Origin of the sequence: Pararhizobium sp. DWP1-1-3, from assembly GCF_049896125.1 — a bacterium.
GTDB lineage: Bacteria > Pseudomonadota > Alphaproteobacteria > Rhizobiales > Rhizobiaceae > Pararhizobium.
In genome coordinates, this window is record NZ_JAFCTR010000001.1 from 168388 (window position 1) to 195111 (window position 26724).

27 protein-coding genes and 1 pseudogene are annotated in these 26724 nt (G+C 60.8%); 19 read left to right on the plus strand and 9 right to left on the minus strand.

Annotated elements, in window-relative coordinates; genetic code table 11:
* Positions 1-100: 100 nt before the first annotated feature.
* Positions 101-485, plus strand: a pseudogene (locus ACP7BS_RS00795) (VOC family protein).
* An 80-nt stretch (positions 486-565) separates the two neighbouring features.
* Here the strand turns inward: ACP7BS_RS00795 and carA are convergent.
* Positions 566-1771: a glutamine-hydrolyzing carbamoyl-phosphate synthase small subunit gene (gene carA / locus ACP7BS_RS00800; RefSeq protein ID WP_426235331.1), complete on the minus strand. Its 1206-nt coding sequence runs from the start codon at positions 1769-1771 to the stop codon at positions 566-568.
* Positions 1772-2054: 283 nt separating this feature from the next.
* Here carA and ACP7BS_RS00805 point away from each other — a divergent pair, with 283 nt between their 5' ends.
* The gene (locus ACP7BS_RS00805; protein ID WP_426228499.1) at positions 2055-2513 is read left to right on the plus strand and encodes a GatB/YqeY domain-containing protein; all 459 of its coding nucleotides are present in this window, start codon (positions 2055-2057) and stop codon (positions 2511-2513) included.
* Positions 2514-2576: 63 nt separating this feature from the next.
* Here the strand turns inward: ACP7BS_RS00805 and ACP7BS_RS00810 are convergent, their stop codons facing one another.
* Both ACP7BS_RS00810 and ACP7BS_RS00815 read right to left on the minus strand, forming a co-directional pair.
* Complete coding sequence (locus tag ACP7BS_RS00810; RefSeq protein WP_426227345.1) at positions 2577-2912, minus strand: BrnA antitoxin family protein; 336 nt, start codon at positions 2910-2912, stop codon at positions 2577-2579.
* Positions 2875-3168: a BrnT family toxin gene (locus tag ACP7BS_RS00815; RefSeq protein WP_426235333.1), complete on the minus strand. Its 294-nt coding sequence runs from the start codon at positions 3166-3168 to the stop codon at positions 2875-2877. Before ACP7BS_RS00815 ends, ACP7BS_RS00810 begins: the two co-directional genes overlap by 38 nt.
* 154 nt (positions 3169-3322) lie before the next feature.
* Here ACP7BS_RS00815 and dnaG point away from each other — a divergent pair, with 154 nt between their 5' ends.
* Entirely contained in the window at positions 3323-5323 is a 2001-nt protein-coding gene (gene dnaG / locus ACP7BS_RS00820) for a DNA primase (protein ID WP_426235335.1), read from the plus strand.
* A gap of 271 nt (positions 5324-5594) precedes the next feature.
* Entirely contained in the window at positions 5595-7190 is a 1596-nt protein-coding gene (locus tag ACP7BS_RS00825; protein ID WP_426235337.1) for an EAL domain-containing protein, read from the plus strand.
* 31 nt (positions 7191-7221) lie between these two features.
* Here ACP7BS_RS00825 and ACP7BS_RS00830 read toward each other — a convergent pair whose 3' ends face one another.
* Positions 7222-7527: a hypothetical protein gene (locus tag ACP7BS_RS00830; RefSeq protein ID WP_426235339.1), complete on the minus strand. Its 306-nt coding sequence runs from the start codon at positions 7525-7527 to the stop codon at positions 7222-7224.
* 80 nt (positions 7528-7607) lie between these two features.
* Between ACP7BS_RS00830 and recQ the strand changes: the two genes are divergently transcribed.
* Positions 7608-9464 carry a DNA helicase RecQ gene (gene recQ, locus ACP7BS_RS00835; RefSeq protein ID WP_426235341.1) on the plus strand — a complete coding sequence of 619 codons (1857 nt, stop codon included), beginning with the start codon at positions 7608-7610 and terminating at the stop codon, positions 9462-9464.
* 284 nt (positions 9465-9748) lie between these two features.
* On the opposite strand, the gene ACP7BS_RS00840 is transcribed toward recQ, so the two are convergent.
* Both ACP7BS_RS00840 and ACP7BS_RS00845 read right to left on the minus strand, forming a co-directional pair.
* Positions 9749-10519, minus strand: coding sequence for an SDR family oxidoreductase (locus ACP7BS_RS00840; protein ID WP_426235343.1), 771 nt, complete (start codon positions 10517-10519; stop codon positions 9749-9751).
* A gap of 114 nt (positions 10520-10633) precedes the next feature.
* A complete protein-coding gene (locus tag ACP7BS_RS00845; protein ID WP_426235345.1) occupies positions 10634-11041 on the minus strand; it encodes a lysozyme inhibitor LprI family protein in 408 nt (135 codons plus the stop codon).
* 282 nt (positions 11042-11323) lie between these two features.
* On the opposite strand from ACP7BS_RS00845, the gene ACP7BS_RS00850 reads away from it, so the two are divergent.
* From ACP7BS_RS00850 to ACP7BS_RS00895, 10 genes are all read left to right on the plus strand, one after another.
* On the plus strand, positions 11324-12511 hold the full coding sequence (locus ACP7BS_RS00850) for a glycine C-acetyltransferase (protein WP_426235347.1): 1188 nt from the start codon (positions 11324-11326) through the stop codon (positions 12509-12511).
* Between the two features lie 188 nt (positions 12512-12699).
* Positions 12700-13734 carry an L-threonine 3-dehydrogenase gene (gene tdh / locus ACP7BS_RS00855; protein ID WP_426235349.1) on the plus strand — a complete coding sequence of 345 codons (1035 nt, stop codon included), beginning with the start codon at positions 12700-12702 and terminating at the stop codon, positions 13732-13734.
* A gap of 225 nt (positions 13735-13959) precedes the next feature.
* Entirely contained in the window at positions 13960-14652 is a 693-nt protein-coding gene (locus tag ACP7BS_RS00860; protein WP_426235351.1) for a L,D-transpeptidase family protein, read from the plus strand.
* A gap of 108 nt (positions 14653-14760) precedes the next feature.
* On the plus strand, positions 14761-15105 hold the full coding sequence (locus tag ACP7BS_RS00865; RefSeq protein ID WP_426235353.1) for a GFA family protein: 345 nt from the start codon (positions 14761-14763) through the stop codon (positions 15103-15105).
* A 449-nt stretch (positions 15106-15554) separates the two neighbouring features.
* Positions 15555-17606 (plus strand): RNA polymerase sigma factor RpoD, encoded by a 2052-nt coding sequence (rpoD, locus tag ACP7BS_RS00870; RefSeq protein WP_426235355.1) that lies wholly within the window; start codon positions 15555-15557, stop codon positions 17604-17606.
* Between the two features lie 158 nt (positions 17607-17764).
* On the plus strand, positions 17765-17989 hold the full coding sequence (locus ACP7BS_RS00875) for a DUF2188 domain-containing protein (RefSeq protein ID WP_426235357.1): 225 nt from the start codon (positions 17765-17767) through the stop codon (positions 17987-17989).
* A gap of 6 nt (positions 17990-17995) precedes the next feature.
* The gene (locus tag ACP7BS_RS00880; RefSeq protein ID WP_426235358.1) at positions 17996-18637 is read left to right on the plus strand and encodes a hypothetical protein; all 642 of its coding nucleotides are present in this window, start codon (positions 17996-17998) and stop codon (positions 18635-18637) included.
* 295 nt (positions 18638-18932) lie between these two features.
* Positions 18933-19226: a GYD domain-containing protein gene (locus ACP7BS_RS00885; RefSeq protein WP_426227370.1), complete on the plus strand. Its 294-nt coding sequence runs from the start codon at positions 18933-18935 to the stop codon at positions 19224-19226.
* Between the two features lie 137 nt (positions 19227-19363).
* Positions 19364-19735 (plus strand): DUF427 domain-containing protein, encoded by a 372-nt coding sequence (locus ACP7BS_RS00890; protein WP_426235360.1) that lies wholly within the window; start codon positions 19364-19366, stop codon positions 19733-19735.
* A 135-nt stretch (positions 19736-19870) separates the two neighbouring features.
* The gene (locus ACP7BS_RS00895) at positions 19871-21115 is read left to right on the plus strand and encodes a DUF930 domain-containing protein (protein WP_426235362.1); all 1245 of its coding nucleotides are present in this window, start codon (positions 19871-19873) and stop codon (positions 21113-21115) included.
* Positions 21116-21142: 27 nt separating this feature from the next.
* On the opposite strand, the gene ACP7BS_RS00900 is transcribed toward ACP7BS_RS00895, so the two are convergent.
* Positions 21143-21604, minus strand: a complete 462-nt coding sequence (locus tag ACP7BS_RS00900; protein ID WP_426235364.1) for an SRPBCC family protein — start codon at positions 21602-21604, stop codon at positions 21143-21145.
* Positions 21605-21662: 58 nt separating this feature from the next.
* Between ACP7BS_RS00900 and ACP7BS_RS00905 the strand changes: the two genes are divergently transcribed.
* A complete protein-coding gene (locus tag ACP7BS_RS00905) occupies positions 21663-21986 on the plus strand; it encodes a metalloregulator ArsR/SmtB family transcription factor (RefSeq protein ID WP_318410618.1) in 324 nt (107 codons plus the stop codon).
* A gap of 5 nt (positions 21987-21991) precedes the next feature.
* On the opposite strand, the gene ACP7BS_RS00910 is transcribed toward ACP7BS_RS00905, so the two are convergent.
* Positions 21992-22444 carry a VOC family protein gene (locus ACP7BS_RS00910; RefSeq protein ID WP_426235367.1) on the minus strand — a complete coding sequence of 151 codons (453 nt, stop codon included), beginning with the start codon at positions 22442-22444 and terminating at the stop codon, positions 21992-21994.
* Positions 22445-22678: 234 nt separating this feature from the next.
* Between ACP7BS_RS00910 and ACP7BS_RS00915 the strand changes: the two genes are divergently transcribed.
* The 3 genes from ACP7BS_RS00915 (at position 22679) to ACP7BS_RS00925 (ending at position 25607) form a co-directional block, all read left to right on the plus strand.
* On the plus strand, positions 22679-23317 hold the full coding sequence (locus tag ACP7BS_RS00915) for a PadR family transcriptional regulator (protein WP_426235369.1): 639 nt from the start codon (positions 22679-22681) through the stop codon (positions 23315-23317).
* 25 nt (positions 23318-23342) lie between these two features.
* The gene (locus ACP7BS_RS00920; RefSeq protein ID WP_426235371.1) at positions 23343-24155 is read left to right on the plus strand and encodes a siderophore-interacting protein; all 813 of its coding nucleotides are present in this window, start codon (positions 23343-23345) and stop codon (positions 24153-24155) included.
* Positions 24156-24359: 204 nt separating this feature from the next.
* Entirely contained in the window at positions 24360-25607 is a 1248-nt protein-coding gene (locus ACP7BS_RS00925; RefSeq protein ID WP_426235373.1) for a diguanylate cyclase, read from the plus strand.
* A gap of 117 nt (positions 25608-25724) precedes the next feature.
* Here ACP7BS_RS00925 and ACP7BS_RS00930 read toward each other — a convergent pair whose 3' ends face one another.
* The gene (locus tag ACP7BS_RS00930) at positions 25725-26621 is read right to left on the minus strand and encodes a DMT family transporter (protein ID WP_426235375.1); all 897 of its coding nucleotides are present in this window, start codon (positions 26619-26621) and stop codon (positions 25725-25727) included.
* Positions 26622-26724: the final 103 nt, after the last annotated feature.

A 26724-nucleotide genomic window follows, 5' to 3' on the forward strand; every position in this document is an offset into this window, starting at 1 on the left:
AAGATCCAACCGATCGGCCGATTGCATCTGCGTCACATCATTTTGTTCTTTATTTGTTCTGTTTTTCTGCTTAGTTTACGGCGATCAATGGAGGGTAAAAATGACCGCTTATGCAACTGTTGGAACATTGGATCATGCCGCATCGGTGCGCTTCTACGATGCGGTGCTTGCGACGATCGGCTGGAGCGCGCATGCAAAATATCCGGGCTGGCACGGCTATACTCTGGGCGGGACGGGCGAAGGTTTCCTGCTCTGGGTCTGCGAACCGTTCAACAAGGAACCGGCGACACCCGGCAACGGCACCATGGTCGGCTTCATGGTGAAGTCGCATGATGAGGTCGAGGCCTTCTACCGCGCGGCGCTCTCCAATGGCGGTACTGGCGAAGGCGCTCCGGGCGCCCGTCCGCAATATGGTCCGGACTGGTATTCTGCCTATATGCGCGATCCGGCCGGCAACAAGCTTTTCCGTGGTCTTCAACGGTTAAACGCCTTCAACGGCCAAATGCAAAAGCCCCGGTACTCCTTTGAGAGACCAGGGCTTTCAGCATTTTATAAGGGTAAAATATCAGCGTTCGGCCAGCGCCGGTTCGCCCTTCTTCTCGCGCACCAGATTGATGAAGCGGCGGAAGAGATAGTGGCTGTCCTGCGGGCCGGGCGAGGCTTCCGGGTGATGCTGGACCGAGAACACCGGCTTGCCGGTCAGGCGCAGGCCGCAATTGGTGCCGTCGAACAGCGAAATGTGAGTCTCTTCAACGCCTTCCGGCAAGGACTTCGAATCCACCGCGAAGCCATGGTTCATCGAGACGATCTCGACCTTGCCCGTCGTGTGGTCCTTGACCGGATGGTTGGCGCCGTGGTGGCCCTGGTGCATCTTTTCGGTGGTGGCGCCGAGTGCCAGGCCGAGCATCTGGTGGCCAAGGCAGATGCCGAACAGCGGGATGTCGCTCTTGATCAGTTCCTGGATCACCGGAACCGCATACTCGCCGGTTGCCGCCGGGTCGCCCGGGCCGTTCGACAGGAAGATGCCGTCCGGCTTCTGGGCAAGCACATCTTCGGCCGACGTCGTTGCCGGCATGACGGTGACCTTGCAGCCGAGCCCGGTGAACAGGCGCAGGATGTTGCGCTTGACGCCGTAGTCGAGCGCCACGACATGATACGTCGTGTCGGCGTCCGCCAGTTCGTCATAGCCTTCGTTCCACACCCAGGGCTTTTCGCTCCAGCGCGAGGTCTGGCCGGAAGAGGCGACCTTGGCGAGGTCGAGGCCTTCGAGCCCGCTCCAGGCCTTGGCTTCCGCCTTCAGGGTGTCGATGTCGAAAACGCCGTTCGGGTCATGGGCGATCACCGCGTTCGGCGCGCCGTTCTCGCGGATCCAGGCGGTCAGCGCGCGGGTGTCGATGCCGCACATGCCGATGATGCCGCGTGCCTTCAGCCAGGTGTCGAGATTTCTTGCGGCGCGGTAGCTGGAAGGGTCGGTGATGTCGGCCTTGAAGATGACGCCGACCGCGCCGTGGCGCGCTGCCGGCGTCAGGTCTTCGATGTCTTCGTCATTGGCGCCGATATTGCCGATATGCGGGAAGGTGAAGGTGACGATCTGGCCGAGATAGGACGGATCGGTCATGATTTCCTGGTAGCCGGTGAGGGCGGTGTTGAAGACCACTTCGGCCTGCACCTTGCCGGTGGCGCCGATGCCCTTGCCTTCGATGACGGTGCCGTCGGCCAGAACGAGCAGGGCGGTTGGTTTTGCGGTGGTCCAGGGGGCTGTCGCGGTCATTGTCTTCATCCCGTTCAGGCGGCGCGTCACGGACGCTCCGAAAGGGAACGCCGGCCGGCCGTTGTGGTTTGCAGGCGGGCAGATGCGGGCGATCGGCGCGCGCTGTCAGGCCTGGTCACGATGTTGGTGCAGGTGACGGTCAATACCTGCAGCGCCCGGCAAGGTCAATCTTGAAGACGGCGGGATCGGGCTTTTCCTGCGGCTTTTACCGCGGATTCGCGCAATTTGTTTGCCCCGGTCTGTCCGGCTGGTTTATGAAGCGCCATCAAACAGGAGTAAGACAATCATGCGCGATCAACTCGCTGCCGCCCTCAAGGATGCGATGAAAGCCAAGGATGCCCTTCGGCTTTCCACCGTCCGTCTCATTCAGGCCGAGATCAAGACCCGCGATATCGCCAACCGCGGCACCGGCAAGGGTGACGCCACGGACGACGAAATCCTGCAGCTGATGGCCAAGATGGTCAAGCAGCGCGACGAATCGGCAAAGATCTACGAAGACAATGCCCGCCCGGAACTCGCCGCCAAGGAACGCGCCGAAATCGTCGTCATTCAGGATTTCATGCCCAAGCAGCTGAGCGAAGCCGACGTGCGCGCCAATGTCGCCGCAGCGATCGCTGAAGCCGGCGCCAGCGGCGTAAAGGACATGGGCAAGGTCATGGCGGTGTTGAAGGAGCGTTATGCCGGGCAGATGGATTTCGCCAAGGCCTCGTCCGTGCTCAAGGAACTGCTGTCCGCTGCCTGACGGTTGATCTGACCGTGATGTCCGGCCGCGCCGGCGCCGCCTATTTTCCGCAGCGCCCTGAAGCTATCCGTTCTTCCGGCTTTTCTGCTCGGTCATGAAATGCCGCAGCACCGCATTCATCCGGGTCTGATACCCCTTGCCGCTCTTCTTGAAGAAGTCGATGACATCCTCGTCGAGCCGGATCGAAACGGCTTTCTTCGGGGTCGGGTAGACGATCGTCGCTTTTGACCAGTCGACATCCATGAATTCCGCCCAGTCGGGATCGTCCCGCATGGCCGCCATGATGTCCTCGTCGGTCAGGGCTGCGACGCGCGCCCAGTCGGTCAGGCTTTTTTCGCCGCGTGCCCGCTTATCGAGGATTTCATCGAGAGAAACTCTGGTAATAGATTCTTTGCTCATTCTTGTGTGCCGGACGGGCGGAGATGATTCTGCAGATTTCCGCTCGCATCGTGTAGACGACAGTGATGATGCGGTTGGTGTCTGGGCAAATCGCTAACGTCCGGACTTCTCCGTTTCTGATGGATTGAAACTCGATCCTGGATGCTTGCAGAGCAAGAATGGCATCTTCAAAGTCGATGCCATTCTTTCGGATATTGTCGAGGCGCTTTTGGTCATTCCAATCAAAAGACGTCAATGGTTGCGGGTCTAACATCATAATGCCCCACTGGCTTCGCCAGACCCAACGATAACAATACAGATTGTATATACAGTTGCGGAAACCGTCAACCTGTGAATTGCGGGTATGACGTATCCCCTCTGTAGCGCGGGCGCGGTTTGCCGCCTATATGGAAGCCAGCCCAGAGGTATTCATGCGATTTTCCAACTCCTTTCTTGACGAGATCCGCGACCGCGTTCCCATTTCGGACGTGATCGGCAAACGCGTCACCTGGGATCGCAAGAAGACCAATGCCTCGCGTGGCGACTATTGGGCCTGCTGCCCGTTCCATGGCGAGAAATCGCCGAGCTTTCACTGCGAGGATCGCAAGGGCCGGTATCACTGCTTCGGTTGCGGCGTCTCCGGCGATCATTTCCGCTTCCTCACTGATCTCGACGGAATGGCCTTTCCCGAGGCCGTGCAGCAGATTGCCGATCTCGCCGGTGTCGCTATGCCGCAGCCGGATGTCGAGGCCGAAAAGCGCGACCGCCAGCGCATCGGCCTGCAGGACGTCATGGAAGTGGCGACGCAGTTTTTCCAGGACCAGCTGCAGACGGCAAACGGCGCCAAGGCACGCGCCTATCTGCGCGACCGGGGTCTGACCGGCCGCACCATCGAGACGTTCCGCCTCGGTTACGCGCCCGAAAGCCGCAATGCGCTGAAGGAGTTTCTGGCCGGAAAGGGCATACCGAAAGACCAGATCGAAGCCTGCGGCCTCGTCGTTCACGGTCCCGATAAGCCGGTCTCCTACGACCGCTTCCGCGACCGCATCATGTTTCCCATTTTGTCGTCGCGCGAAAAGGTCATCGCCTTTGGCGGCCGCGCCATGTCTCCGGATGCGCCGGCCAAATATCTCAATTCCAACGAGACCGAGCTCTTTCACAAGGGCAACGTCCTTTACAATTTTTCGCGCGCCCGCAAGGCGATGGGTGGCGCCGACGGCGCAGGGACCATCATTGCCGTCGAAGGATATATGGACGTGATCGCGCTGCATCAGGCCGGCATCGAAAATGCCGTGGCGCCGCTCGGCACCGCGCTCACCGAAAACCAGATGGCGCTGTTGTGGAAACTCACCGCGCAGCCGGTGCTCTGCTTCGATGGGGACAGCGCCGGTATCCGCGCCGCCAACCGCGCCGTCGATCTGGCGCTGCCGCATCTCAAACCCGGTTTCTCGGTGCGCTTCGCCATGCTGCCGGATGGCAAGGACCCCGACGATCTCGTCCGCAACGAGGGCCGGGCGCCGTTCGATAAGGTCATGGCATCGGCCCGTTCGCTGTCGGAAATGGTCTGGCTGCGCGAGGCCCAGGCAGGGGCCTTCGATACGCCGGAAAGCCGCGCCCAGCTGGAAGCAACCCTGAAACAGGTCGTCTCGGTGATATCAGATGAAAACGTCCGCCGCCACTATGGCCAGGATGTGCGCGACCGGCTCAACCAGTTCTTTCAGGGTGCCTCGCGCCAGCAGAACGGCCAGCGCAATTTCGACCGCAACCAGCGCCAGGGTGCCAACCGCAATGGCGGCCAAGGGCAGGGCCGCAGCGGACAGCAGGGCGGACGCATGTCGGAACGCTCTGGAATTTCCGATAGGCTTGCCCGCTCGTCGCTGGTCAGCGGTCATCAGGCGCTGCCGCCCTTGCGCGAAAGCGTGCTGGCGCTGACCATCGTCAATCATCCGCAGCTGCTGTTTGAGGAATATGACGAGATTTCCGCGATCGAATACGACAATCGCGATCTGCAGCGCTTCTGGTCGTCGGTGCTCAACGCCGCCGCCGCCAAAGGTCCGCGCCTGTCACGCGAAATCCTCGTCGAGCAGCTGGAGGCCGAGGGCTTCGATACGCTGTTGAAATCGCTCGACCAGCAGATACGCTTTGCCCGCCTGTGGACCGCAACCACCGCCGCAGCGCCCGAGGATGCCCGCGAAGGCTACCTGCAGGCACTCGCCCTTCACCAGCGCACCAAGGCGCTCTTGTGGCAGCGCCGTGAACTGGAAAGCGAACTGGCCTACGCAACCGAAGAAGGCGACGACGACACCGTCAGCCAGATCCTGCGCAATCTCCAGGAAGTACAGCTGGAAGTGACCCGGCTGGAAAACCAGGAAGCGATCATCGACGGTTTTGGCGTGCTGTCGGGACGCGTGAAGGGCCCTGCGGGCAAGTAGGAGAGCTTTGGCCGGCACAGGCGTTTTCCGCCTCAACTGACGGGCGGCGCAGGAGTTTGCGGGCCTCGTGCCATCGCGCCCGGCAATTGCAAAAGTCTGGTCTTCGTCGTTGGGCCTGCAGGCGCCCATCCGCAGGGGCGTGCGAACGTTTGATTTCTGTCGGAAATTCCGGATTGCTGCCGGATAAATACAATGCCGCAGAAAGCCGAAATAGATTTTTAATGCAACCTTGGCATGAGTCTCCCTGAGCTCATCGCGGGGTTTGTGAAAAATGGATAGGCGGCGTTCCCGCATTATCGCGGTTGCTGTTTTTCTGGGTCTTTTCGGCGCGCTGATCCCGATCGTCGCGATGGCCTATATGTCATGGGTCATCGCGGTTGAGAGCAGGCAGGATCGTCTGGCGCAGTTCTCCCGGGGGACACTTTTGCGGGCGACGCACACGTTCGCCGATGCGAAGGGCGCGCTCGACGCCATGGCGGCGGTATCCTTCATACCCTGTTCCGACGTTCACATCGCGCGTATGCGCGCCCTGACCTTCAACACCATGTCCGTCGAAGAGATGGATTATTTGGAGGATGGTCTGGTCAAATGCACGTCCTGGGGCAGATCCGTCGGCGAAATCCCCAAGCCGCATGTCGATTATGTGACGCCTGACGGTATGGAGGTGACGATCCGGATTCAGCCCGCTATCAGCGGTGGCGAGCAGATGATGGCTCTGCATGAGGGCGCACACAACGTTCTTGTCGCTCCGTCGCGGTTTATGGATACTCTGCTTGACGACGGCATGTCCATTGCCTTGGCAAACGGGCAGGGCGCGCTGCTCAACGCCGTGAACGCACCTGATCCGAAGCTTGTCCGCTCCCTTATTCGTGAGCCCCGTAAAGGGATGACGGACAGCGACCTGTTTGCTGCGGTGGGTGGTGACGGCCTGATTGCGGTTGCCACCGAGCCGCGATCCTTGCTCGCCTCTCAGCTGCGAAATGAGCAGATACTCCTCTTGCCGTTAGGCGCGTTCATCGCGGCCTTCATCGTCGGCATCGTCATATGGCTGTCGCGCAAATGTTTCTCGCCGCTGGCAGACCTGGAGATCGCTGTCCGCAACCGCGAATTCATCGTCCACTACCAGCCGATCGTTGAGCTAACAACCGGCATATGCTTCGGTGCCGAAGCGCTGGTGCGCTGGCGGCGGCCCGACGGTTCGCTTGTCAGGCCCGATCTTTTCATCCCGCTTGCCGAAGAGAGCGGCCTCATCATGCCGATCACCGACCAGGTCATCGAGGCAGTCATTATGGATCTGAACGGCACCCTCGTTCAAGACCGCACCCTGCATATCGCCGTCAATCTATGTGCCGCCGATATCAAATCCGGCCGCATTCTCGACGTTCTCGAGGCCAAACTTGCCGACACCGGCATCCGGCCTGAGCAGATATGGCTGGAGGCGACCGAGCGCGGCTTCATGGATATAGACGCAGCGCGCGTGACGCTCACGAAAGCCCGCGAACGCGGGCATTCCGTCGCCATCGACGATTTCGGCACCGGCTATTCCAGCCTGCAATATCTGCAGGGCCTGCCGATGGACGCGCTGAAGATCGACAAGTCCTTCATCGACACGATCGGCAGGGACACGGCCACCAGCTCCGTCACCCCGCACATCATCGACATGGCAAAGACGCTCGGGCTCTACACTGTCGCTGAAGGCATCGAGGTGGAGGAGCAGGCCGGTTATCTGAAAGCCCACGGAGTCGATTTCGGGCAAGGGTGGCTTTTTTCAAAAGCACTGCCGGCCGCCGCGTTCATTGCCTATCAACGGCGGACGAAGGAAAAATATGGCGCGGCGCCGGAAGTTGCTCAGGTGGGTGCGGAGTGAGCCGGCGGCTTCTGTGCAGCCCGCCTGACAATCAGAATTTGGGATAACCAGGATATCCTGGGCCTACGCAATCGAAGAAGGCGACGACGACACCGTCAGCCAGATCCTGCGCAATCTCCAGGACGTACGGGTGGAAGTGACCCGGCTGGAAAACCAGGAAGCGATCATCGACGGTTTTGGCGTGCTGTCGGAACGCGTGAAGGGCCCGGCGGCGAAATAGCAAGGCACCGGCAGGCAAGCAGGATGAGTTGGCCGTCCCGCCCGGCAGAAGGCTGCTTTGCACGACGGTGACCGGCTGTCCGTTTTCGTGCGGTGCGGGCGTGCCGTCAATGTGCATCGGGGCCGGACATGTGGCAAAACCCTCGCACCCGCCACCCGATCTGTGCCATAGTCGGCTTTCCCCACGAAGGCGATTCCATGCTGCAGACCAAAGACCGTATCGATCCCCTGTTTGACACTGACGGTGCGAAAAATCCGCTATCCGTGTTGAAAAGGGTTTACGGTTATCCCGCCTTTCGCGGCAAGCAGGCGGCCGTCGTGGAGCGGGTGGTGTCCGGCGGCGATGCCGTGGTGCTTTTTCCGACCGGGGCCGGCAAGTCTCTCTGCTTCCAGATCCCGGCGCTGTGCCGCGATGGCGTCGGCATCGTCGTGTCGCCGTTGATTGCCTTGATGCGCGATCAGGTGGAGGCATTGAAGCAGCTTGGGGTGAGGGCTGCCGCGCTCAATTCCTCGCTGTCGCGCGAAGAATTCGTCGATGTCCGCCGGGCGATTGCCAATGGCGAACTCGAACTTCTCTATGTCACGCCGGAGCGTATCGTCACCCCGGGCTTCAAGGAGATGATCGGCAATGCGAGGATTTCGCTGTTTGCCATCGATGAAGCGCACTGCGTCTCGCAGTGGGGACATGATTTTCGCCCGGAATACCGGGAGCTGGGCCAGCTTGCCGAACATTATCCCGGCGTGCCGCGCATGGCGCTGACGGCAACAGCCGATCCGCACACCCGCGAAGACATTATCGACAAGCTGGGCTTACGCTCCGCCGAAGTCTTTACCACCTCGTTCGACCGGCCGAACATCGCCTATGAAATCGTCGAGCGCGACCAGCCGCGCCAGCAACTGTTGCGCTTCCTGTCGCGCCACAAGGGGTCCAGCGGCATCGTCTATTGCCTGTCGCGCGCCAAGGTCGAGGATACGGCCGAATGGCTGAACGGGCAGGGTGTTCGTGCGCTCGCCTATCATGCCGGCATGGACAGGGCGGTGCGCGATTCCAACCAGGATGCCTTTTTGAAGGAAGAAGACCTGTGCCTGGTGGCGACCGTCGCCTTCGGCATGGGCATCGACAAGCCGAACGTACGCTATGTCGCCCATCTCGATCTGCCGGGTTCGGTCGAGGCCTATTACCAGGAAACCGGCCGTGCCGGGCGCGACGGCCTGCCGTCGGACGTCTGGATGGCCTATGGCATGGCCGATGTCATCCAGCGCGGCCGGATGATCGATGGCGGCACGTCGGGCGACGATATCAAGCGGGTCGAGCGCGCCAAGCTGAATGCGCTGCTGGCCATCTGCGAAACGCCCGGCTGCCGGCGGCAATCGATCCTTGCCCATTTCGGCGAGGCGCATGGCGGTAGGTGCGGCAATTGCGATACCTGCATCAATCCGGTCGAAACCTGGGATGGAACAGACGCTGCGATCAAGGCGCTGGCGGCGATCTACCGCACCGGCGAGCGGTTCGGCACTGGCCATCTGATCGATGTGCTCTTGGGCACCGAAAACGAAAAGACCGAGCGTTTTGGCCATAGCAAGATGCCGGTCTTTGGAGCCGGCAAGGATATTCCGTCGAAAACCTGGCAGTCGGTCTATCGCCAGTTGCTCGCCGCCGGCCTGATCAGCGTCGATCATGAAGCCTTTGGCGCACTGAAGCTGGAACCGGACGCCCGTACCGTCTTCAAGCGCGAGCGCGAGGTCCGGTTTCGTAAGGACCGTCCCGCGACAGGCAAGGGCAAGAACGCCCGGCAGTCGGCCGCGTCCGGCGCCAAATCCGCCCTGTCCGGTTCGGATGCGGAGCTGTTCGAGGCCTTGCGCCGGGCCCGTTCCGGCATCGCCAAGGAACTCGGCGTGCCGCCCTATGTCGTCTTCCCGGATACGACGCTCATCGCCTTTGCCACCGCCCGCCCGCACGATCACGACGCCCTGCTTGGCATTTCCGGCGTCGGCCAGTCCAAGCTGGAACGCTATGGCGACGCATTTCTCGATGTCATTCGCGGATTTGATTGACGATTTGGGTGTCTGCTGGCGACCGCTTACGTGCTGCGCGGCTTACCCCCCTCTGTCACTCCGTGACATCTCCCCCACAAGGGGGGAGATTGGCCGTTTGCTGCTGCGCCCTCCTAACGAGTTCGCGATTTTATATGATCGCCTAATTTGCATGATCGTTTGAGGGAAAAGGATGATCTCCCTCCTTGTGGGGGAGATGTCACGGAGTGACAGAGGGGGGTGAGCCGCAAGGCACCTAAGCGGTGACGCCGCGAAATCTACCTCGAATGCCAGTATCCCGCCGCCTACATCCTGACCGTCATGCCGCCGTCCACCGTCAGCACGTGGCCGTTGACGAAGGATGCGGCGTCGCTGGCGAGGAAGAGTGCCGCGCCGGCGATCTCGTCCGGCCGGCCCCAGCGTTGGACCGGGATGCGCTGGCGCACGAAGGGCATCAGGTCTTCGTCGGCGGCCATCGCCGCATTGGTCTCGGTGGCGAACCAGCCCGGCGCGATGGCGTTGCTGGTGATGCCATGCGGACCAAATTCGACCGCCATCGAGCGCATCAGGCCGGTCAGTCCCTGCTTGGCGACCGGATAGATGCCGTCGCCCGGCATCGCCACCTGGCCGTTGATCGAGGTGATCGAGATCAGCCGCCCGTGCGCGTTCTTCTTCATGATCGCGGCTGCATCGCGCGACAGGGTGAGTGCCGCGATCAGGTCTGTCTGGATCAGGTCGATCACCGCATCGTCGTCGAATGCGGCCAGCGGCCGCCGGTCGCGGGCGCCGACATTGTTGATGAGAATATCGAGCCGTCCATGCCGCTTTTCGATCCCGGCAAGCGTGTCGCGCTGCGCTTCGCGGTCGGTGATGTCGAAGGCCGCCGCCTCGGCGCTGCCGCCAGCCTTTGTGATCGCGGTCACGGCATCATCAAGCGTCGCCGCAGTGCGCCCATTGATGACGGCATGCGCTCCGGCCTCGGCCAGCGCAAGGGCAATTTCCAGCCCAAGCCCGCGCCCGCCGCCGGTGACGAGCGCGACCCGGCCGTTCAGGGAAAATCTGTCGAAGATTGTCATGGCTTCCTCGCCGTGGAGAAGAGATTGCCCATCGACACCAAAATACTTGACTTGGTCAACTATTTTTTCTGCCCGTGAACCTTTTTGCCGAGGCTTGCGGCTGGCTTCATACGATCATTGCGCCGATGGAACGGGGCAGCTCAGATCGCCTTCCTCGCAGGCAAGATAGGTCTGCAGATCCTTCGCCCGCGTCTGTGTCAGCCCGTCGAGGCACATGGAATGGATCATCGGATAGGCGCTTGCGCCTGCCACGCCCGAGGATGAGAAAGCGCATTCGGCATCGCGAAAGGCAACCCAGGCGCGTTGCGCCGCCACCAGAAGCTTGGTCTTGTCCGCGTCGTCCTTCAGCCGCGTCCCGATCTGTTTATAGAGATCGTTCAATTGCTTGTCTGACTTTTTGAAGGACTCGCTGGCGCAGACGTCCATCGTCGTCTGATCCTGCGCATTGGCACAATCGTCGGCGGCGTGTGCGGTGCCCGTCGCAAGCATTGCCAGAGCGGCGAGCAGGAAAGTGCGTGTCATTGGCGGCCTCCCATGTATCGGTGCGGCAGGTGCCGCGTGCCGCAATCTCAGCATGCATGCAACGGCGCGGCAACATAAAACGTCCATCAGCCTTTCCGGGATGTTGACCGGTCTGTTGCAGGCCTGCCGTGGTCGAAATAATCCGCGTCGCGGATGGACGACAGCAATGGATCATCCTGTCGTGCAAACGCCCCGTCCTGACGCTGTCTTTCGCTGTCATGTGGATCGGAATATGATAGGTCTCCATCGCAACCCGATCTCAAATCCTGGAAAGCGGCCTTCATGACGTCAGCCTTCATCACTCACCTTTCCTCCGAACTTGAGGGACTGAAGTCCGCCGGGCTTTACAAGTCCGAGCGGGTGATCGTGTCCAAGCAGGCTGGCGAAATCGAGGTTGCTTCTGGCGCGAAAGTGTTGAACTTCTGCGCCAACAACTATCTTGGCCTTGCCAATAACGAGGAACTGGCTGAAGCCGGTAAACGGGCGCTGGACCGGTACGGCTACGGCATGGCATCCGTCCGTTTCATCTGTGGCACGCAGGAGGAGCACAAGCAGCTCGAGGCGCGCATTTCCTCGTTTCTGGGGCTTGAGGATACGATCCTCTATTCCTCCTGTTTCGACGCCAATGGCGGCCTGTTCGAGACGTTGTTGAACGAAGAAGACGCGATCATTTCCGATGCGCTGAACCACGCCTCGATCATCGATGGCGTGCGTCTCTCCAAGGCGAAACGCTTCCGCTATGCCAACAATGACATGGCGGCACTGGAAGAAGAGTTGAAGAAGGCCGAGGGCGCGCGCTTCAAGCTGATCGCCACCGATGGCGTCTTTTCGATGGATGGCATCATCGCCAATCTGCAAGGCGTGTGTGACCTTGCCGAACAATACGGTGCCATGGTCATGGTCGATGACAGCCATGCCGTCGGCTTCGTCGGCAAACATGGCCGTGGTTCGGCCGAATATTGCGGCGTCGAGGGCAGGGTGGACATCATCACCGGCACGCTCGGCAAGGCGCTCGGCGGCGCATCCGGCGGTTATACCTCGGCAAAGGCCGAGGTGGTCGATTGGCTGCGCCAGCGCTCGCGCCCCTATCTGTTCTCCAATACGCTGGCCCCGGTCATCGCGGCCGCCTCGCTTAAAGTGTTCGACCTGATCGACAACGGCGACGCACTGCGCGCCCGGCTCGAAGCCAACGCCGCTTTGTTCCGCACCGAAATGAGCAAGCTCGGCTTCACGCTGGCCGGCGAAGGCCATCCGATCATCCCGGTGATGCTGGGTGATGCGTCGCTGGCGCAGGCTTTTGCGGCAAAAATGCTGGAAAAAGGCGTCTATGTGGTCGGCTTTGCCTTCCCGGTCGTGCCCAAGGGCCAGGCCCGCATCCGCACCCAGATGTCGGCGGCGCATAGCGAGGCCGATGTCCGCCGGGCGATTGCGGTGTTCGAAGAGGTCGGCAAAGAGCTGGGTGTGATTTGAGACCCTTACCTCCCCCTTGAGGGGGGAGGTCGCAGCGAAGCTGCGGGTGGGGTGACCACAGCGAACACCAAGGTCAACTGCATATGCTGCAGATCACCCCACCCCGTCGCTGCGCGCCGACCCTCCCCCTCAAGGGCAGGGTGGAAGACATTCGCCGCCGATGACAAAAACATTCTGAGGAACCACCGATGACAAACATGATGAAGGCGCTCGTCAAATCCAAAGCTGAAGTGGGCCTGTGGATGGAGCATGTGCCGGTGCCGGAGCCCGGCCCCAATGACGTGCTGATCAAGGTGAAGAAATCCGCCATCTGCGGCACAGACGTGCATATCTGGAACTGGGATCAGTGGGCACAGAAGACCATTCCGGTGCCGATGGTGGTCGGCCACGAGTTTGTTGGCGTCATCGCGCAGGTCGGCTCGGCCGTTACCAAATACCATGTCGGCGAGCGTGTCTCGGGCGAGGGCCATATCGTCTGCGGCAAATGCCGCAATTGCCGGGCGGGCAGGGGGCATCTGTGCCGCAACACGCTCGGCGTCGGCGTGCACCGCCCCGGCTCCTTCGGCGAATATGTCTGCATTCCGGAATACAATGTCGTGGCCATCCCCGACGAGGTGCCGGACGAGGTCGCCGCGATCTTCGATCCGTTCGGCAATGCCGTGCACACGGCACTCTCCTTCGACGTCGTCGGCGAGGACGTGCTGGTCACCGGTGCCGGGCCGATCGGCATCATGGGCGCCATGGTCGCCAAACGCTCTGGCGCGCGCAAGGTGGTGATCACCGACATCAATCCGGTGCGGCTGGCGCTGGCCGAAAAGATGGGCATCGATTATGTCGTCGATGCGTCGAAGGAAAACCTGTCGGATGTGATGAAGCGCATCGGCATGACCGAGGGGTTCGATGTCGGGCTGGAAATGTCGGGGGCGGCGCCTGCCTTCCGCGACATGATCGACAAGATGAACAATGGCGGCAAGATCGCCATTCTCGGCATCGCGCCGACCGGCTTCGAGATCGACTGGAACAAGGTCATCTTCAAGATGCTCAACCTCAAGGGCATCTATGGCCGCGAGATGTTCGAGACCTGGTACAAGATGATCGCCTTCGTGCAAGGCGGCCTCGACCTGTCGCCGATCATCACCCACCGCATCGGCATCGACGATTTCCGCGACGGGTTCCAGGCCATGCGCTCGGGAAATTCCGGCAAGGTCGTCATGGACTGGTAGGCCGCAACCGGTCCCGTGATGCTGCGGGGCAGGTTTCCAGGTGCACCACGTCAAACCCGTGCAGCGGCTTCGCCCATGGCTGCGTGAAGCGGCCGCACCGCTGAGGCGTTTGTGGCGGGCATCCGGCCCCATCACAAGCCGTTCACGTTTGCGTTGGGTGGCTTCCCATGCCTGCCCGCGCATGGCAAGCGGGGGACCTTCGACAAGCAGATGAGGTTTCCCCGATTGATTGATTTGAATGTGTCCCGCCGAACCTTCCTGCAGGCGGGCGGCGCCTTTGCAGCGCTCGGTCTTACCGGCTGCGCCACCACCGCCCGGCCTGTCGCCGCCGAAGCCGAACCCGTCGCACTGCCCACCGCCGAAAGCGAAATGTACGGCGCAAGGCCCGACGAGCAGTTCCCGCTGCCGGCCATCCCATACCAGAAGGTGCCGCCGCGCTTTCGCCGCCAGTGGGTCGACAATACCACCGGCGAGCGTCCCGGCACGCTGGTGGTCGATACCGCCAATCATTTCCTCTACCTGACCTATGAAAACGGCAAGGCGATGCGCTACGGCGTCGGGCTGGGCCGTGCGGGCTTCGAATGGGCAGGCCGTGGCGTCATCCAGTACAAGCGAAAATGGCCGCGCTGGACCCCGCCCGACGAGATGGTGGCCCGCCGCCCCGATCTTAAACCCTACAGCATTGCCAATGGCGGCATGGACCCGGGCCTGAAAAACCCGCTCGGCGCCCGCGCGCTCTATATCTTCAAGGACGGCGTCGATACGATCTACCGCATCCACGGTTCACCGGAATGGTGGACGATCGGCAAATCGGTGTCGTCCGGCTGCGTGCGCATGCTCAACCAGGATGTAATCGATCTCCATGACCGCGTGCCCAACCGCACCGAAATTTTGGTGATCGGCGCCACGATGGCCTAGCCGTACGCGGCTTTGGAATTTGCGTCTTTTTGGGTGGCGATGCAGGCAAGACCTTGACATCGCCACCGGAGGCATCATCTCTCAAGCTGTCCGACTTGGGAGGGTTTGATGATCTATTCGGGAAGCTGTCATTGCGGAGCCATCGCCTTCGAGGTCGAGGCCGAGATCACGCAGGCGATGGATTGCAATTGTTCGATGTGCCGCCGGCGCGGCGGCCTTCTGGCCTTCGTGCCGCGCGAAAAGCTGACGCTCAAGACACCCGCCTCGGCCGTATCGACCTATCAGTTCAACAAGCACGTCATCCAGCATCACTTCTGTGCCAACTGTGGAATTGCGCCTTATGCCGACGGGGAGGGCAGGACCGGGCCGATGGCGGCAGTCAATGTCCGCTGCCTGCCGGATGTCGATCTTGAAACCTTGACGATCACCAAGGTCGATGGACGGAGTTTTTGATGGAAAGGAACGTTTTGACGGAGAAGCGGCGGCTCATCCACAAGCGGCGATTCTTTTCACCCTTGTCTTTCCATCAACACTTCCTACATTTCGGCCATGGAACTGAATCTTTGAAGCTCTCTGCTTGATTCGGTCTTTTTTGCCGATTTGAACGGTTTTTCACCGGAAATGCTTGACGGGACCGAAAATTGTGGGAATCACCATTTCTGATACAGTGAGTGAAATGGGTACGGCGGACAGATCCATCATGCAAGTGATGTCAAAACGGCGCTGCTGTCGCAGCTGGCCGGTTTAACCGCGGTGACTGTCGTGGTTAATCAGGAATTAAAGATCATCCCGTTACGTCAGGGGTAATGATTCGCGGTGGGGAGCGCTTGACGCCCCCGAGCCTCGAAAGAGTTTTGCACCGCGCACGCGTTGAGTGCTGTCCAAGGAAAGCGACGATATAAATGGCAACCAAAGTCAAAGAGAACGAAGAAGCAGAAGCCGAACGCGAAGGCGCACCCGACGGCCCGCTTCTCGATCTCTCGGATGACGCGGTCAAGAAGATGATCAAGGCCGCCAAGAAGCGCGGCTATGTGACCATGGACGAGCTGAACGAGGTTCTGCCGTCCGATCAGGTTGACCCCGATCGTATCGAAGATATCATGGCGATGCTCAGCGAAATGGGCATCAATGTCGTCGAGGACGAGGAAGCCGACGAAGGCCCGGCCGCGTCCGAGGAAGAAGACAGCGATTCCGATGGCGAGAGCGAAGGCGGCGAACTGGCCCCTTCGAGCGGCACCGCGCTTGCGACCGCCAAGAAGAAAGAACCGACCGACCGCACCGATGATCCGGTGCGCATGTACCTGCGCGAAATGGGCTCGGTGGAGCTTTTGTCGCGCGAGGGCGAAATCGCCATTGCCAAGCGCATCGAGGCTGGCCGCGAAACGATGATCGCTGGCCTGTGCGAGAGCCCGTTGACGTTCCAGGCCATCATCATCTGGCGCGACGAACTCAACGAAGGCAACACGCTTCTGCGCGAGATCATCGATCTCGAAACCACCTATTCCGGTCCGGAAGCCAAGGCCGCGCCGCAGTTCCAGAGTCCCGAGAAGATCGAGGCCGACCGCAAGGCTGCCGAGGAAAAGGAAAAGAACCGCAAGCCGCGCGCCGGCGACGACGACGTGACCAATGTCGGCGGCGAGGGCCTGCCGGCTGAGGAAGAGGAAGAGGACGACGACGAATCGAACCTCTCGCTCGCCGCGATGGAAGCGGAACTGCGGCCGCAGGTCATGGAAACGCTCGACATCATCGCCGAGACCTACAAGAAGCTGCGCAAGCTGCAGGACCAGCAGGTCGAAGCGCGGCTGGCTGCCACCGGCACGCTGTCGCCCGCCCAGGAGCGCCGCTACAAGGAGCTGAAGGACGAGCTGATCACGGCTGTGAAGTCGCTGTCGCTCAATCAGAACCGAGTCGATAGCCTTGTCGAGCAGCTCTACGACATTTCCAAGCGTCTGATGCAGAACGAAGGCCGCCTGCTGCGCCTGGCCGAATCCTATGGCGTCAAGCGCGATAGCTTCCTGGAACAGTATGCCGGTGCCGAACTTGATCCGAACTGGATGAAGTCGATCGCCAATCTGGCCGCCAAGGGCTGGAAGGAATTCGCCAAGAACGAAGGTACGATGATCCGCAACATTCGCGGCGAGATTCAGAATCTGGCCACGGAAACCGGTATCTCGATCTTCGAATTCCGCCGCATCGTCTCGATGGTGCAGAAGGGCGAGCGCGAAGCCCGCATCGCCAAGAAGGAAATGGTCGAGGCAAACCTTCGCCTCGTCATCTCGATCGCCAAGAAGTACACCAACCGCGGCCTGCAGTTCCTCGATCTGATCCAGGAAGGCAACATTGGTCTGATGAAGGCGGTCGACAAGTTCGAATACCGCCGTGGTTACAAGTTCTCCACCTATGCGACCTGGTGGATCCGTCAGGCGATCACCCGCTCGATCGCCGACCAGGCCCGCACGATCCGTATTCCGGTGCACATGATCGAGACGATCAACAAGATCGTGCGCACATCGCGCCAGATGCTGCACGAGATCGGCCGCGAGCCGACCCCGGAAGAACTGGCCGAAAAGCTGGCCATGCCGCTCGAAAAGGTCCGCAAGGTCCTGAAGATCGCCAAGGAGCCGATTTCGCTCGAAACCCCGGTGGGTGACGAAGAGGATTCGCATCTCGGCGATTTCATCGAGGACAAGAACGCGCTTCTGCCGATCGACGCCGCTATCCAGGCGAACCTGCGCGAAACGACGACTCGTGTTCTGGCCTCGCTCACCCCGCGCGAAGAGCGCGTGCTGCGCATGCGCTTCGGCATCGGCATGAACACCGACCACACGCTGGAAGAAGTCGGCCAGCAGTTCTCGGTCACCCGCGAACGTATCCGCCAGATCGAAGCCAAGGCGCTGCGCAAGCTCAAGCACCCGTCGAGAAGCCGCAAGCTGCGCTCGTTCCTCGATAGCTAAGCGGCGGCATTTGCGAGATGAAAAATTGCAACCCGGTCAGTGAAAACTGGCCGGGTTTTTCGTTGGAATGGGGGCAAGGGTATTTACAATGCACCAGTCCCTTGGCACGGTTCTATAAATCTATACAATGCTGGGTGGCAGGAACTGGAGAGTTGCTTATGTCGAGCAAAGGCAAGCATGTGATCCCAAGCGGCGGCAAGTGGAGCATCCGCGAAGCAGGGTCTTCGCGCGCATCCAGGACGTTCCCAACCCAGGATGAGGCTGTCGAAGCGGCGAGAAAAATCGCCCGGATCGAGGGAGCCACGCTGTATATTCATGGAAAGGATGGACTGATCCGCAACCGGCGATCCTACGCGAACGACCCTTTGCCTGCCAAGAAGTAGACATTCGTGGATCCGGATTTTGATCGGAATGTCTTTATCAATTGCCCGTTCGACGCTGAGTTTGCAGCGCTTCTGCAGGCGGCCGTATTCTGTGTCGTTTATTTCGGCTTGACCCCACGCCTTGCCAGTGAACGGCTGGAGGCCGGCGAAAACCGGCTCGATAAGATTGTCGATCTGATTCAGCGGTCACGCTATTCCATTCATGATCTCTCGCGCTGCCGCGCCCGGGAAGCGGGCGAGTTTCTCCGGATGAATATGCCGTTTGAACTCGGGGTCGATCTTGGATATCGGCGCAGTGGCGCTAAGGGTGCGCATCTAAAGAAATTCTTGATTTTCGAGCGCGAGCCATACGACCTGAAGCGTACATTGTCGGATATTGCCGGTCAGGATGTCGATCACCATCGCGATGATTACGAGACAGTCATCAAGAAGGTCCGGGACTTCTTTCGTGTCGAGGCGAATGTCGATGCGCCAGGACCGTCCAAGCTTGTCTCCGACTATGCGACTTTCCAGGGCTGGATGACCGAAAAGAAAATCCACGAGGGCCATTCGGAGCGCGAGGCGGTGAATTTGCCCATGCAGGAGCGTGTCGATGAAATGAAAGCGTGGGTTCGCCTCGGCAGACCGGGAGAATATCAACCCGCCTGATGCGCAAGCGGCAGTTGTCTGCTTGCGTCCCTGTCTTTGCGGCGGTCTCATTAGCAAAAATGAATTTTTCCGCTCAGCCTGATCGCATCTCAATTGCTAACCTTACCCCTTGCTTGTTCACTAAAGCCGACAGGAATATACTTTAGTCCTCGCTAAAACCTCTGGGCTTTCATCGTACGCGTTCTGTTGACTGAGATCGGCCGTCCGCTTTGCCGGATGGTGCGTCCGATGAGGCGGGGGTGGAGGCATCAATCGCGGTGCGACCGTCAAGGTCGTGCCGAATGGGAGGTGTGCCATGACCATGTATATCGTGCTGATCAACTGGACGGAGCAGGGTGTCAAGAATGTGCGCGATTCGCCCAAGCGTCTCGACGCCGCGAAGAAGCTGCTGAAGGATATGGGCGGCTCGTTCAAGGAGTTCTACCTGACCATGGGCGATCATGACATGGTGGCGGTGTGTGAAGCGCCTGATGATGCGGTGATGGCGCGGTTTTCACTGTCGCTCGGCATGGGCGGCAATGTGCGCACCCGCACCTTGAAGGCATTCCCGGAGGCCGCCTACCGGGAGCTGATCAGTTCGCTCGGATAGGGCGTTCGATCGGGCTGAGCGGGGTAAACCGGGCAGGCTTGCAGGCATCCGTCCTGCGAGAGCGCATGCCCTTGATTCTTTCTCGTGGCGACCCAATGTGAAAGAGGCAAAGCCGCTTCAAACGCTTGGAGTTTCCCATGCTCGACAAGCCTGTCAAATTACCCGGTCCGGATCACCCGATCGTCATCACACCCAATCCCGGCCGTGTTGTTGTCCGGCTGGGAGATATTGTCGTCGCCGACAGCCGGAGCGCGCTGACATTGCGCGAGGCGTCGTATCCGGCGGTGCAATACATTCCCCGCGCCGATGTCGATATGGCGCAGTTTCAACGGAGCGATCACGCCACCTATTGTCCCTATAAGGGTGATGCGTCCTATTTCAGCGTTCCCGCCGGTGATGCCGGGCTTGAAAATGCCATCTGGTCCTACGAGGCGCCCTATGATGCGGTTGCCGTGATCAAGGATCATCTGGCTTTTTATCCCGATCGTTTCGAGATCACAGAGGCTTGAGTTGGTGTCTGCCGTGCTAGGAACGGCGTTGCCCGCGTGTTAGGAAGAGCCGTCAACCGTTCAGGCTGGCGATTTCCATTGTCTCATTGTCCGCCGGTCACGATCCGGTCAGTATCCGGCTCTATCGACCATCCTATGCAGCAGAATTCGGAAAAACGGCGGGGTACATTCGGAGCGGGGCTGTTTGCGTCCGTGGCCGTGCATGTGGCCGTTGCCGCATTTCTGCTTTTCCAGCTGCCGGTCGCGCCACCAAAACCTGCAGAGGAAGAGGTGGTCAAGGTCGAGATGGTTCCGGAGCCGGAAAAGAAACCAGAGCCCGAGAAGGCGCCGGAGCCTGAAAAAAAGCCAGAAGCGGAAAAAAAGCCAGAGCCAGAGAAGAAACCGAAACCGGAAGAAAAACCGGAAACCAAGCCTGAACCGGAAACGAAGCCGCAGGAAGACGCCAGGCCGATCGAGACGCCGATCAAGGAACCGGCGGAGAAGGCGGAAGAACAGCCTGAGCAGAAGCCTGCGGATAAACCGGAGGCAGGGCAGGCCGACGACCAGAAAGCCGCAGCCCAGAAGGCTGAAACCGAAAAAAGCGAAACCGCAAATATCCCGCCGCTTCAGCCGCAGGCCCTCGAATCCGCAGCCAAGGAGGGCGGCAAGGACGCAGGCGGAGACCGTCCTTCTGAGCCGGAAAAGCAGGCCGAACCGGAGCCGCGCGCTGAACGCGCCGCTCCATTGGCGAGCGAGCAGGCGCCGGAAGAGGTCGATCCGCAGCTGCCCAGCCCGCTGGACAAACCGGCCGAGACCCCGGCTGCTGCAAAGTTGCCCGAACTCAATCTTCCCGAGGCCACCAATGCCAACCCGGTGCTTAACGAAGGCGAGGCGCTGATCGAGACCGTGCCGATTCCACGAGCCAAGCCGCAGGACCGGCCGGTGGATGTCGCCGTGTCCGATCCGCAAAAGGTTGCATCGGCAGACAATCTTTCAGCCGATAACAAACCCAGCCGTCCACCATCTGAGTTGAAGAAGGCAAGCGAACTCTATTCCGCCGATACGCTGTCCGATCCGCGCGTCCGCCAGGCGCTCGGCAAGCTGCCGAAGGACCGGCGGATCGTGCAGATGTGCATGATCGAGACGCTGGAGCAGGTGCGCCGTGCCCGTCCGGATACCGTGCCGCAGGGCCTGTTCTTCGATCCACGCAACGGTTCTCCCATTTCCGGGCAGGTGATGACGGCCACGGGTGCCGCCTACAAGACCGCGCAGGGGTGGATCGATGTCGACTTCAAATGTTCTGTCAACAGCGATGTTAACGGGATCGCCGCCTTCAGTTTCGCGGTCGGCAGTGCGGTGCCGAAAAGTCAGTGGCAGGCGCGGCGGTTTCCGAAGAACTGACATGCCGCGCCGGCTGTTCGCAATCGGTTACTTGTAGAACCCTTCACGCAGGTTGATGCCGTGCTCCAGCCAGGCCTTCATGGCGCACAGCGCACCCGTCCAGCCCTCGCAATTGCCGTAGGAGCTTTTGAGCCCGGTTTGCGTCTGGCGCCAGCCTTCCTCTGATATCGTCACCAGCGTGCGGCCGGGTTCGACGGGTTGGAAGGCCATGGTCACCGTGGTGTCGTATTTCGGTGCATCCGAGCCTTTACCTTCATCCGCCGCCCATTGGAAAACGATCTTTTCGTCCTTGATCACCTCGATCACCTGGACTGGGAAGGCGCCGGGAAAGTCGTGAAAATCCCAGGTGACGGTGGCGCCCGTCTCAAGCCTGCCCTTGGCACCACCGGTGGTGAAATAGCGCGACAATTGCTCCGGATTGACCACCGCCTCGAAAACCTCCGAGACCGGCTTGGCGATGCGTCCGGCGACCCTGAATTTCAGTTCCATGTTCTTTCCTCCTGTTTTTCTGCTTGTCCTGACACCTATTATGTTATAAAAATATAACATGTCAACTGATGATGAAAACGATCGAATCTTCAAGGCTTTGGCCGCATCAAGCCGACGTGCCATGCTGGATGTGCTGAAGGACCAGCCGCAAACGACCGGGGATTTGTGCGCGCGGTTTCCCGCCCTTGACCGCTGCACAGTAATGCAGCACCTGAAGGTTCTGGAGGCGGCCGATCTGGTCATCGTCAAGCGCGAGGGCCGCGAGCGCTGGAACTATCTCAACCCGCTGCCGATCAAGCATATCCACGACCGCTGGATCGGTCCCTATGCCGCCCAGGCCGTCAATTTGCTCAGCCGGTTGAAGGACGATCTCGAAGGGTAGGGCGCTTACCCGGCAGCCGCCTTCTCGAGCCCGGCCACGTCGATCTTGACCATCCGCATCATCGCGTCGCGCACCCTGCCAGTCTTGGCCGGGTCTGGATCGCTCATCAGCCGCATCAACGCATCCGGAATGATCTGCCAGGTAACGCCGAAGCGGTCGGTCAACCAGCCGCATTGCTGCGCCTGTCCGCCATCCAGCAGTCTGTCCCAATAATGATCGACCTCCGCCTGATCGGCGCAGGCGACGAAGAAGGAGACGGCGGGCGTCAGCTTGTAATGCGGCCCGCCGTTCAGCCCCATGAACCCCTGTCCTTCCAATTCGAAGGCGGCGGTGAAGGTTTTGCCGTCCGGCCCCTTCTGCTGATAGGTCACCTTCGCCTGCCGGAAAATCGACAGATAGAAGGCCAGTGCCTCATCGAGAGTGTTGTCGAACCAGAGAAAGGGCGTGATCTTCTGCATGAACGTTCCTCCTGTTTGCGTGAACAATTGCCTCCTAATGACGAATGGCCCTGCGCCAATTCCACAAGGCGTATGAATTTTTTTCCCGGCCGAAGCCTTTGGGTCTGCAGCGCTTTTCTGCAGTCCGTGCCCGTCATTGTAGCAAAGTCCTCCGGAATGCGGACAGAGCCGCTTGCCTATCGAAAAATATATCGTAAGATATATCTAGTGTTATATCTTACGAAGGAAAATCCCATGTTTGGACGTCATCGCGGACACGAGCACCGCACTCACGAGGAATCCTGCCGCGAGCGGCATGCCCATGGTGGCCATGGCCGCCACGGTCCCGGCCGTTTCGAAGGCGGCTTTGCGTCGCGCGACGGTTTTCGCGCCGGGCGCAAGCTGTCGTCGATCGATCTGCAATTGCTGATCCTGGCGCTGCTCGCCCGCCAGCCCGCGCATGGCTACGAACTGATCCGCACCATCGAGGAAATTTCCGGCGGTTTTTATGTGCCGAGCCCCGGCATGATCTATCCGGCTTTGACCTATCTCGATGAAATCGGCCATGCGGTGGCGGAAGCCGATGGCAACAAGAAGCTGTTCACCATCACCGAGGCCGGCCGCGCCGCCCTGGAGACCGACCGGGCAGGAGCCGATCGCATCATCGACGGCCTTGGCCGTATCGGCTCGAAGATGGATGCGGTGCGCGATGTCATGGAGGGCCGGGGGCAGGTGCCGGGCGAAGATCCGGAAGCCCATGGCCACCACGCGCTGGAAATTGCCCGCCAGGCGATCAAGGCCTCGCTGTTCCACAAACGCGGCTGTTCCTCCGAGGAGGCGACACGGCTCGCGGATATCCTCCGCCGCGCCGTCGACGAGATCAATCGCGGCTAGCCCCGCCCAAGCTAAAGGATTTTTCATGACCGAAAGACACGCCGTCGCGCGCGTCCGCCACGAGTTGCGCCGCCGTCTTCTCACCGTGACGACGGCCGAGCGGCTCACCCCGCAGATGGTTCGCGTCACGCTGACCGGCGACGACCTCAAGGGCTTCGTCAGCGCCGGTTACGACGATCACGTCAAGCTGTGCCTGCCGCTCGCAGGTCAGGACGCCCCCGTCTGGCCGGTAGGGCCGGATGCGCCCGCTTTGCCGGAAGGCGTCGTCGCTTCACCGATGCGGGATTTCACGCCCCGCCGTCATGATGCGGCAAAGGGCGAACTCGTGGTCGATTTCGCCATCCATGCGGCCGGTCCCGCCACCGAATGGGCCTCAGTCGCCAGGCCCGGCACCAGGCTCGGCGTCGGCGGACCGCGCGGCTCCTTCGTCGTCACCGATGATTTCGACTGGTACCTGCTGATCGGCGACGAAACAGCATTGCCTGCGATCGGCCGCCGGCTGGAAGAGTTGCGGGCAGACGTGCCTGTCATCGTCATCGCCACGGTGGCAGGCGTTGAGGAACAGCAGGCCTTCGAAACCGCCACCCGCCTCGACACCCGCTGGGTCCACCGCCCGCTCGACACTGCCAGCGATCCCGCGTTCCTGCTCGATGCCGTCACGTCGCTGCAACTTCCCGAAGGCGACGGCTATATCTGGATCGCCGGCGAAAACGACACGGTGAAAATCCTGCGCAGGCATCTGGTCGAGGAACGCGGCCACAACCGCTCATGGATCAAGGCCGCCGGTTATTGGCGCAAGGGCAGCGCCGGGTTCCACGAGAACCACAACGAGGGCTGACGAACGCGACAGCAACGCTGCGGCGGCCTGCGGACATGTGCGATGTCCGCGGCTGCCGTCCTGCATTCTGCGGCGCTTGCGAAAATCCCGCAGATTTCAATGGCAACTTTTCGCCATTTGCAGCCGTATCATCAGCGATATAGTCAGGTGCTTGGCGGATTGTGGAATGGATCATGATGGGCCGACGCAAGGAGACATGTGCCAATGGCGGTCGTACGCGCATTCGGAAAATCATCTACCGGCATGATCCAGCGGGAAATCGACCGCCTGGCGGCGCTGGACGCCTTCGATCTGCTCGATACGCCCCGCGACGAGGGGCTGGACCGCGTGGTCGGACTGATCAAGGAAATCTTCACCGTCGAGATCGGCATCGTCTCGCTGATCGACGCCCACCGGCAATGGTACAAGTCATGCTCTGGTCTTTCAGCCGAAGAGGTCCCGCGCGAAGACACGTTCTGCCGCTATGTCGTCGATATCGAAGAACCGCTTGTCGTCCAGGATGCAACCAAGGACCAGCGGTTTGCGCAGCATCCGGCCGTGACGGGTGAAAGCCATATCTGGTTTTATGCGGGCGTGCCGCTGAAAACCAAGGAGGGTCATACGATCGGAACGGTCTGCGCCATCGATCGCCAGCCGCGATCGTTTAGCCGCCGCGATCTTAAAATTCTCACGGAACTCGCCGGCGTCGCGATGGACCGGATTTCTCTGCTGCAATCGGCCGCGACCGACGGCCTGACCGATGCGCTGACCCGGCGCGCCTTCAAGCAGGAGGCGGACCAGCTGATTTCGCTGGCCTTGCGTCACCGGCACGATGTCTCCTGCATCGTTCTCGATGTCGATCATTTCAAGACGGTCAACGATACCCATGGCCATGCCGCCGGCGATGCGGTGCTGAAGAGTGTCGCTGCGACCTGCAAGGCGGCGTTGCGCGCAGGTGACCTGTTCGGCCGCCTCGGCGGCGAGGAGTTTGCCATCCTGTTGCCGCATGTGGACAGGGATGGGGCTGTTGCGGTCGCCGAAAAGGTCAGAAGCCTGATTGCCGCCCATAGCGTCGGCGAGCGCCAGTTGAAGGTCACGGCGAGTTTCGGCATCTCGGCGCTGTCGATCGTCGGCAAGGATATCGAGACCCTGCTCGCCCAGGCCGATGCGGCGATGTACAGGGCCAAGAACACCGGCCGCAATCGCTGTGTTGCGTGGAGTTCGTTGCAGACCGATCAGACAGCGGGTACCCGGCGGCGGGTGCTGAAGGCGGGCTCGATCGTCTTCAACGACCGGCGCTCTTCCATCGACTGCACCGTCAAGTCGCTCGGCAGCGACAGTGCCGGCCTGTCCGTTTCCAATTCCGCCGGCATTCCCGCCGAGTTTCTGCTGTCGATCAAGGGCGAGGGGTTTGAAACCCGCTGCCAGGTGATCGCGCAGGACCGGCAAAATCTGGAAGTGGCGTTCCGGTAAGCGGATGACGGCCAGCCTCCGGGTTTGGCCGGAGCGAGGATCGCCGCCGGAGCGCCGCTGTTTCCGATGGACCCAGTGGTGCCGTGACGTGACCGGCGGCTGGCGGCGGAGAAGCCGTCAGCCGCGCGACGTTATCCAGACGCCGGCAAGCGTTACCGCCAGCCCGATGAACATCGCCGGTGTCAGAGGTTCGGAAAACAGCGCCCAGGCCCAGAGCATGGTGACCGGCGGGCTGAGATAGATCGCGGCGCTGACCTTTGCCACCGGGAACATGCGCAGGCTGGTATAATAGATGGAATAGGCTGCAAAGGTGGCGAAGACCACGAGCCAAACCATTCCGACGGCGAAATTGACGGTCAGGGGTGGCGCGATATCACCTTGGATCATCGCACACAGGCCAAACAGCACGGCCCCCGTCAGCGTATGGATGCAAAGGCTCTGGTGCACCGGCATATGCGCGGCCCGCCGCCAGCGGAACAGCACCGAGGCAAGTGCGAAAATCAGCATCGAACCGATGGTCACCCCGTAGGCCCAGGCGGGAGCCGTGCCGAAGCTGAGACTATCGACCGAGACGACCAGCACGCCCACTACTGCGACAGCCGTTCCCAGCCATTGCCGCGGGCTCAATCGCTCCCCCAGAACCGGTTGAGACAAGGCGGCGATGGCGAGCGGCACCAGATCGGAAATCAGCGCGACGAGCCCTGTCGGCACGCGCTGTTCGATCGCCAGCGCAAACCCGCCCAGATACAGGAACACCGACATCACGCCGAACAGCATCTGCTCTCCTATCCCGCGCAGCCGCATGCGCGGTCCGATGGCCAATGCGAAGGGCAGCAGGATCAGGCCGGCCAGAAGCGTGCGCCAGAACAGAACCAGCGTGACGCTCGCCTGTTCGCTGGCATAGCGAATGCCCACGAAGCCGGAGCTCCAGCTGATCACCAGCAATGTCGCCATCAGCGGCCAAAGGAACCGGCGCTGGTTTCGGGCGGGCTGGGATAGGGCTTGGTCGGTCATCGGTGTCTCACAGGCATGGTGTTTGCCGTTCAGCCAATAGGGCCGCAGAGATCAGGTTGCACATGACAAATATGAATTGCTGCATGACATTCTATGTGTCCAC